This is a genomic window from Halobellus captivus (genome assembly GCF_007655485.1).
Classification (GTDB): domain Archaea; phylum Halobacteriota; class Halobacteria; order Halobacteriales; family Haloferacaceae; genus Haloquadratum; species Haloquadratum captivum.
In genome coordinates, this window is sequence record NZ_VJXQ01000008.1 from 62,165 (window position 1) to 69,761 (window position 7,597).

Consider the following 7,597-nt stretch of genomic DNA (forward strand, 5'->3'; position numbering starts at 1 on the left):
GGGCAAGAAAATCCCCCACGCAGGGAAATACTACGACCACGGTATCCACACAGCTACATCTGGGGACAGAACATCGTCTACGCACTCTACGCTGACGAGAAAACCACCTACCCACTTGGCTTTCGCCTCTACAAGAAAAACGATAAACGCCGGATTGAACTCGCTATCGAACTCGTTGACGAACTCATCGAGATAGGTGTCCCGGCTGACACCTATCTCTTCGATATGTTCTACAGTACCGAGGAGTTCGTCACTCATCTCGAAGGGGACGAGAAAGAGTGGGTTTCAGCCGTCAAAAGCGATACACGCATCACTTATGGTGGTCGTGTCGATGCGCTCGGCCAGCGCATCGACACAGTCCCACGAACCGTCAACGGCGACATCTATCACATCTGGACACAGAAACGTGAAGTAGGTCGGCTTGGGGAGGTAAAGCTCCTGATCACTGAGAAAGAATCAAGCGACGAAGACGAAGAATCGAGCGTGAAGTACATCGTGTCGAACAAGATCGACGCGCCAGGGAGCCATCTCATCGAGATGTACGCGATGAGATGGCGAGTGGAGACGTTCTTCAGGGACACCAAGCAGGACCTTGGTTTTGGAGACTGCGAGTTACGGCATACCACAGGTGCCAGTCGGCACTGGCACCTGCTGATGCTGGCCTACAGTCTCCTCAAGTTCGGTGCTGCACACAGCGCCCTTGGAACGATTCTTGGACACGCGAGTTCACTCCGAAACGACGTCAAACGATCCTTCCGCGAAAGCGTTCAGAATCTTCTCTCCTGGGCACTCACCAGTCCAGATCGCAGCATCGACGAGCTAATGCAACAAATCGATGGGATGTTCATCTAACGTGCGAAGTCAAGTAACTAAACACGACTTCTTAGCGCAACATAAACATTATATATTTTATATTTTCTCGCAGGCGCTCTTCCAACAGAAAGTGATGAGAATATCGACATCACGATCTTATGCTCCGTCAGAGATCAGTGTGGGAGTCCACACTAAAACTCGCCACTTTGGCGGTGGGAGTTCAAGGTCGATAGGCTCGACTGATCTCGATCCAGGTTCCGGTGAAAAAACGGTAACCTGTTATAGCCGCGGCCGACCAGGTCTCTGCGATAAACGCAAGGAACACAAACCACTCTCCAAACGTGGTGACGGTTCCGAGGTACGTAAGGGGGAGTAACATTCCGTACTTCCCGAATAATCGGGCGTACATCGACCACTTGTTATCGGCTGCCCCCTTGAGTATCCCCATGAAGGTCTTCGTAAGGCCGCTTCCGATGAAACTGATGGCGGCCATTCGGATGAAGAGTGAGGTCTGACCAAGAGCGTTGGGATTGGATACGAATAAGGAGGCAAGCTGACGGGGAAAGAGGAACACGACAGTTGCAATAGCTACGTAGACAACGGCCGAGAATTTGACGGAGTCCCATCCCCAGTTTTCAGCCTCGGGTTCGTCACCTTTACCGAGGGCTTGGCCCACGAGACTGCCTGCGGACATCGCGAACCCGGCACCGCTAGCTGACATCAGCATCCGGATCCGCCGACCAATCTCAAGCGCGGCAACGAAGACGGGACCAAACACAGCAACCATTGTGAACAACGGGAAACTAGACGCCGAACGGGCGAGTCTCTGGCCGAACAGCGGGAGAGTGATTTTGAGTAACTGTCTGGTCAGGACGGCATCGAAATAGGGTGGGGTGAGCGACAGTGTAACTGGAAATTCTCCGATAATTGGCAGACGTCCGTGGAGGAACCCGATAGTAAAAGCAGTCAAGACGAGCCCTTCAGCGAGCACAGTTCCGAGGGCGGCCCCGAACACGCCCTGTTCAAAGACGAAGATCAAGATCGCGTTAAATACGATGTTCACGAGGGCTCCCGTTGCTCGTATCGTCATCGCAATCCATGTATCATCGGCACCTGCGAGCGTCCGGCCAGCGACCAAATTCAACGCACCAAATGGGACGGCAAGTGTCACCGTTTGCAGGTATACTGATCCGAACTGGATTACTGGGTCTTTCTCTCCGAGTACGCCGATTAATCGTTCAGGGATCCCAGTGTAGAGGATGACAAACGGAGTGACCAGAAGGAGGGAAACCCAAACGCTCTGCTTCACGGCGAGATCTAAAGACGAATAGCGATCGGAGCCGAACCGTTGAGCAACCTGACTGATTGTTCCCCCTGCCACTGCTAGAGAAAATCCGCTTGACAGTTGCCAGTAGATATTGGCGAACGCGATACCTGCGACTGCAGTTGGTCCTATAGTGAGACCAACCATCCCGAGATCAGCAGCTAACTGGGAATATCGAGCGAACATCGTCATCGACCGTGGCCAAGCGAGATCAGCGATTCGTTCGCCTCGTTCTCTGTCGATCAGAGAGTGGTCAGCCAATCGTTCGGCCGTCCAACGGTACGTGTACCTAACTGGGTTCTTCAGCCGCATATTACACCTGCTGGTGTCCGGCCGGTGACTCCGGAGTCAGGGGCAGCAATCGATATTATACCAGACATCCGTTTCGTTCTCCCTCGGAGTACAGTTATCTCACTATGATCAACTACTGTTAGATCGAAGTAATATTCTCCGGAGAATTTCGTCCGGAATGCCCAACGCTGAACGCCAGTATCTGTCGATACTGACTCTCTTCACCGTCAAATGAAGATCGAAATCCGGTCGAGTGGTAGCGTTGTGTTGTCTAGATGAATAATTCGACGAGCGAGTTTCAATGATCCATTGACCTCGCGGACGACGTCGTGTCGCCGCCCCGAGAGGAGTTTGTGGTCTGGATCGTCTCCTTCACTCACGTATAATAGTAAGTTCGACTTGACTGTGTACTCATCGTCTGCGTCTCGGTTACCGACCTGTACATTCGAGATGAGATGGCGCGTCCGTGACGGTGGCTGCTCCGACCACGAATACTCCGTATTTAGCCGGTTGATACGCTTCTCGAGGCGGTATTTCGTATCCTCAACGTGATGCATATCGAGGAAGTCGTCCTCGTGGGTGTTTTCGCCTCGTGTAGCCCGAACCGGAATTTTGTATTCCAGATCTTCCGTCATCAGTTCCTTCCAGTCATCGAACTTCCGGGCGTCGATCAACTCCGCCTCCCGAGTCAGGAAGGACCTTACCCGGTGGAATAATTCGATGTCATCGACAGGTTTGCTTATAGGTTCGGTTTGCATATTTTTAGGCCTCCAGGTAGTCAAAGAGCCAGTTATAGAAATAGCGCATATTGACTTCGCTGAAAGGCGCCTTGTACGCCTTCCCGGGACGATCCCAGTCCGACGCCTCCTCTTGCTTTAGATGCATATCTATTCGGACATCGTGGTTACCGGTTGCACCCCCTTTTCCAACTTCGGTAACGCTTGACCAATTCCCGAGGTCATCTTGTTCGATCATCCCTGAGATACCGAACGCCATCTCGTATCCCTGGCGAGACTTTTCTTTGAGTTCCTCGGGGGCGTCCTTCTCAACGACGTGCCACGTGTACACCTCGGTTTTGTCCGGACCAATCGGACGATAGGTCCGGATGTACGTGATTGGGGCACTTTCTCCCTCGTTGACCTGCACACGGGCTGCGAGCATATTCACATTTGGCAACATCGACCCATTCCCACCCATCGGTATATCCCCTGAGACAAGGTCCCACTGCTCCTCGGAGAAGGCTTGTTTGATCGAATCCCGCATCTCGTGGTTCTTGAAGAAGTTATTTTCTCGCATCATTAGTCCGCCCGCATCACACTGAACGTGATACCGCGGGGCGGCAATACCAGCGTCCTCTTCGTCATGCTCCATGAGGTCGATATCGCTTACACTCCGATGGGTAGTCACCGAGTGATAATGGTCACTCATCGTGTTCATCGATCCAAGTTTCCAATTGGCATCAATGATCCGTCTTTGGGGTCCGTTGACTTCCATTCCTTCCGGACTCCGCCCGACGAAGAAGTCTAGGTAGAATGTGAAGTCGCCGAGGTACTCTTTCAAGGACTCTGCGTCTTCATCTAGGTTTGCGAAAATAAGACCGTTGTATGTATCGTACCTGGGTTCATCAAGTGAGATATCAGAGATGGACTCGTCGTCGTATGTTTCATGTTTAAATGGAACTCCCGTAAGGTCACCAGAGTTAGCAAACGTCCACCCGTGATAGGGGCAGCGGAAGTGGGAAGTATTCCCCATCTCGGTTCGACACACCTTCATTCCTTGATGCTTACATTCATTGAAAAACACCCGGATTTCGCCTGACTCGTCACGGGTGACGATGAGGTTGTCGTCACAGATGTACCGCACGATGTAGTCACCAGGATCCGGAATCTCGCATTCGTGACCGAGAAGAATCCACGCCTTTTGGAAGATTTTCTCCTTTTCCAGTTCGAAAAACGCTTCCGAGCTAAAGATGTTGTGTGGAAGGGTTCCCTCGTTCGCCTTTTCACGGAGAGCACCGCTGCTCGCCTGTTGTCGAAGTTTGTCTTGTTCAGAGGCTGCCATGCGTGATTCTCCCACTCAGGGCAATAAAAAACTTTTGCCGAACAAGGGGCCAATGTCCGGATCGGTGGGCTGAAGCAGATATGAGACGCATCCATCCCGGTATCAGGGCAGCCATTTGAACTGTTGACAGGGCTTGACGTCTATGGAGAGAAGAGTCAGCTCCGACATGACGTGTTCGACGCGATTCTGCTTTCTAGGGGGGAGACCACTGCGACGAATCACCCCTTGAAACTACGGCCTTCTCGATGAGAAATACAGGGATTCTCAACAGGGGCGTTTCTCACAGATTCCACGGGGGAACGCAGTTCGCTCGATGAAATTTACGGCATCGGAACATCGCGTGTATAGGGGAACGAAAAGTATGAGGGGGTGGAGAATCATTAGAAATTCAATGCCAAACCAGACGATTATATCAACATCAGGGTTAGAGGTTACCCTCGACATCGAAGATTACATGCTCATTTCCGGGGATCTCGTTGATGCTTCAGATCATTTCACGACCGAAAATCCCGCTACAGGCGAAATCCTCGCCGAGGTCCCCATCGCCACCGAGGAACAGGTCGATAATGCCGTTCGAGCGGCAGAACGAGCGTGTGACAGTTGGCAGGAGATCTCGATGGCTGATCGTCGTCGAAAGATGGAACAATTCGCCGACCTACTCCGTAATAGGACCGATGACATTCTGAGTCTAGAGGTAGCCAATAACGGGAGTACGATTTCGAAGCTTCGTTCAGATATCAAGCGTGGTGCGCACAAATTTGAATATTTTGGTGGCCTTATCACCGAAATAAAGGGCGATACGAATCCGGTTGACGGACCCCAGATCAGCTTTACCAAGCGAGAACCCTATGGGGTCGTCGCTCGGACGCTACCATTTAATCATCCAGCCATGTTCGCTTGTGATGGAATTGCGGCAGCTATTGCAGCCGGAAACGGGATCGTCCTGAAACCATCGGAGTACACACCACTTTCGGCCCTATACATAGGTCGCCTCATTGCCGAATCAGACATCTTTCCGGAGGGGCTAATTAACGTCGTCACTGGCGGTAGCGAGGTTGGGAAGGAACTTGTCGAGCATCCAGGTGTTGGAATCGTCAGTCACACAGGGGGTGTCCCATCTGGCAAGAAGGTGATGGCATCGGCAGCGAAAAACATCACTTCGGTTTCGATGGAACTCGGCGGAAAGAATCCCTTCATCGTGTTTCCAGACGTAGCTGTCGAAAAAGCAGCGAAAGGAGCTGTTGGTGGGATGAGTTTGACCTGGCAAGGGCAGTCTTGTCAAAGTGGATCGCGCCTGCTAGCTCACAGTGAGATCTATGAGGATCTGGTTGATCGGGTAGTGCAAGGATTCAGTGAGATGGAAACCGGAGATCCGTTTGACGAAAATGCTTCCATGGGCGCACTCGTATCGAAGCCGCACTTTGAGAGGGTAGTGGACTATATTGAGACGGCCAAAGAGGAGGGGGCAAACCTCCTGACAGGAGGGGAACCCATCGAAGAGACCGAGGGGGGATACTTTATCCAGCCCACCATTTTCGAGGTCGAGCCGGACATGACGATCGCTCAGGAAGAGATCTTCGGTCCGGTCCTGTCGGTGATCGAGTGGTCAGATTACGATCGAATGATTGAGATTGCAAACGGAGTGAAGTACGGACTGACTGGAAGCGTATGGACTGAAGATTTTAGCACAGCATTCCAAACGGCAGATGAGATCGACGCCGGGATCGTCTGGGTGAATATGCATTTCGGAAACCCAATTAATGCGCCCGCTGGCGGGTTTAAACAGAGTGGAGGGATCGGAGGGAAGAATCACGGGATATACGAACTCCGCAACCTTACTCGCGAAAAACACATTCTCCTGAACCCTGACAGAGAACCGTCGATCTAATTGTTTCTTCAGACGCTGACTCGAAATTCCAATTGAGCTCAGGCCAGATACTCGGATTTCTCCCGCCACTGAAGGTATGGGCATCCGCCTTGCCTTACTGTGAATCAAGAGGCTCAGCAGTCAGCGAGTGAACCGGTACATAGGGGAAGACTTGTGGTACTCACGATATTTCTGCGGCCGAACCTCTTCCATTGACTTCCCTCTATCTGCCCAATGGGTCATGAAGGCCGTCGTTATCTGAGCAAACTCTGCTGGAGACTCTCTATGTGGATAGTGACCCGCACGATCAACGAGATACAGACGAACGTTTGGGTTCGTCTGGGAGATCATCTCATAGAGATCAATAGCCTGATCCAGCACTAAACTAGGGTCATGCCTTCCCCAGAAAAGCAACGTTGGAATCGACAGTCCCTCTGAGCGAATTGAACTACGCATTGCATCCATTTTCCCTTTTCTTTGATCACGTAATTTCTCCTCAAGGCCGTCTTCAACCATCATCCGTGCGGCTTTTTTCGATTTTGGTTGTGACGCCATGTACGCACCCGCGTGTACGTATTCGTCGGTGACGTGGTCAGTCGTGTAGGAATAGCACTCTTTATGCGATCGGATCGCCGATTCGAGGTCTGAGGGTCCTTCTGGGTTCGTTTGAACTCCGGAGTGCATCAGAGACCTGCGCTGGCCGTAGTCCCCTGCGTCAGGAGCGAGTGTTCGGCTATTCAACACCACCAGTGACTTAACCATATCAGGATATTCGAGAGCAAGGTAGGCGGCAGGGGCCATACCCGCTGACTGCCCCATGACATGGAATCGTTCGATGTCGAACGACCTGATAAAGTCAACAACGTGATCCAAGAACCCCTGGAAATTCCACTCTCGCTCGGGAGGATTGTCGGTCATTCCGGCCGAAAGTCGGTCAGGGGCGAGGACATGAAATGTCTCGGCGAGGTCATCGATGTTTCTTGACCACATGTTGGCACTGCCGCTACCGCCTCGACCTCCGCCGTGAAGGAGCAACACGCTTTCTCCCTCCCCCGCTTCGTAATACCGTGTGCGGATTCCATTTACGTCAATGAACTCTGCTTCTAACCCATTTATCGACCCAGCCGTGTCCAGGTCCTCAAAGTCGGTTTCTGGATCCATAACTTAAATTATCAATGGCACATATATAATCATTTGGGCAGAAAGGGCGGTCGTGTTTAGTTTGGAGCATTGAGCCAGGC

Annotated in this window: 5 protein-coding genes and 1 pseudogene; 2 read left to right on the forward strand and 4 right to left on the reverse strand. The window is 52.0% G+C overall.

The features are described from left to right. Positions 1 to 852, forward strand: a pseudogene (locus tag FJT57_RS15515) (transposase); the annotation flags it as partial. A gap of 181 nt (positions 853 to 1,033) precedes the next feature. Here FJT57_RS15515 and FJT57_RS15520 read toward each other — a convergent pair. The 3 genes from FJT57_RS15520 to FJT57_RS15530 all read right to left on the reverse strand — a co-directional run bounded on the left by FJT57_RS15520 (position 1,034) and on the right by FJT57_RS15530 (position 4,489). Further along, positions 1,034 to 2,329, reverse strand: coding sequence for an MATE family efflux transporter (locus FJT57_RS15520; RefSeq protein WP_203229212.1), 1,296 nt, complete (start codon positions 2,327 to 2,329; stop codon positions 1,034 to 1,036). A gap of 326 nt (positions 2,330 to 2,655) precedes the next feature. Then, on the reverse strand, positions 2,656 to 3,186 hold the full coding sequence (locus FJT57_RS15525) for an aromatic-ring-hydroxylating dioxygenase subunit beta (protein ID WP_144906725.1): 531 nt from the start codon (positions 3,184 to 3,186) through the stop codon (positions 2,656 to 2,658). Between the two features lie 4 nt (positions 3,187 to 3,190). Then, positions 3,191 to 4,489 carry an aromatic ring-hydroxylating oxygenase subunit alpha gene (locus tag FJT57_RS15530; protein WP_144906727.1) on the reverse strand — a complete coding sequence of 433 codons (1,299 nt, stop codon included), beginning with the start codon at positions 4,487 to 4,489 and terminating at the stop codon, positions 3,191 to 3,193. 391 nt (positions 4,490 to 4,880) lie between these two features. Here FJT57_RS15530 and FJT57_RS15535 point away from each other — a divergent pair, with 391 nt between their 5' ends. Beyond that, on the forward strand, positions 4,881 to 6,377 hold the full coding sequence (locus FJT57_RS15535) for an aldehyde dehydrogenase family protein (RefSeq protein WP_162524379.1): 1,497 nt from the start codon (positions 4,881 to 4,883) through the stop codon (positions 6,375 to 6,377). Positions 6,378 to 6,497: 120 nt separating this feature from the next. Here FJT57_RS15535 and FJT57_RS15540 read toward each other — a convergent pair whose 3' ends face one another. After that, a complete protein-coding gene (locus FJT57_RS15540) occupies positions 6,498 to 7,517 on the reverse strand; it encodes an alpha/beta hydrolase (protein WP_144906731.1) in 1,020 nt (339 codons plus the stop codon). Positions 7,518 to 7,597: the final 80 nt, after the last annotated feature.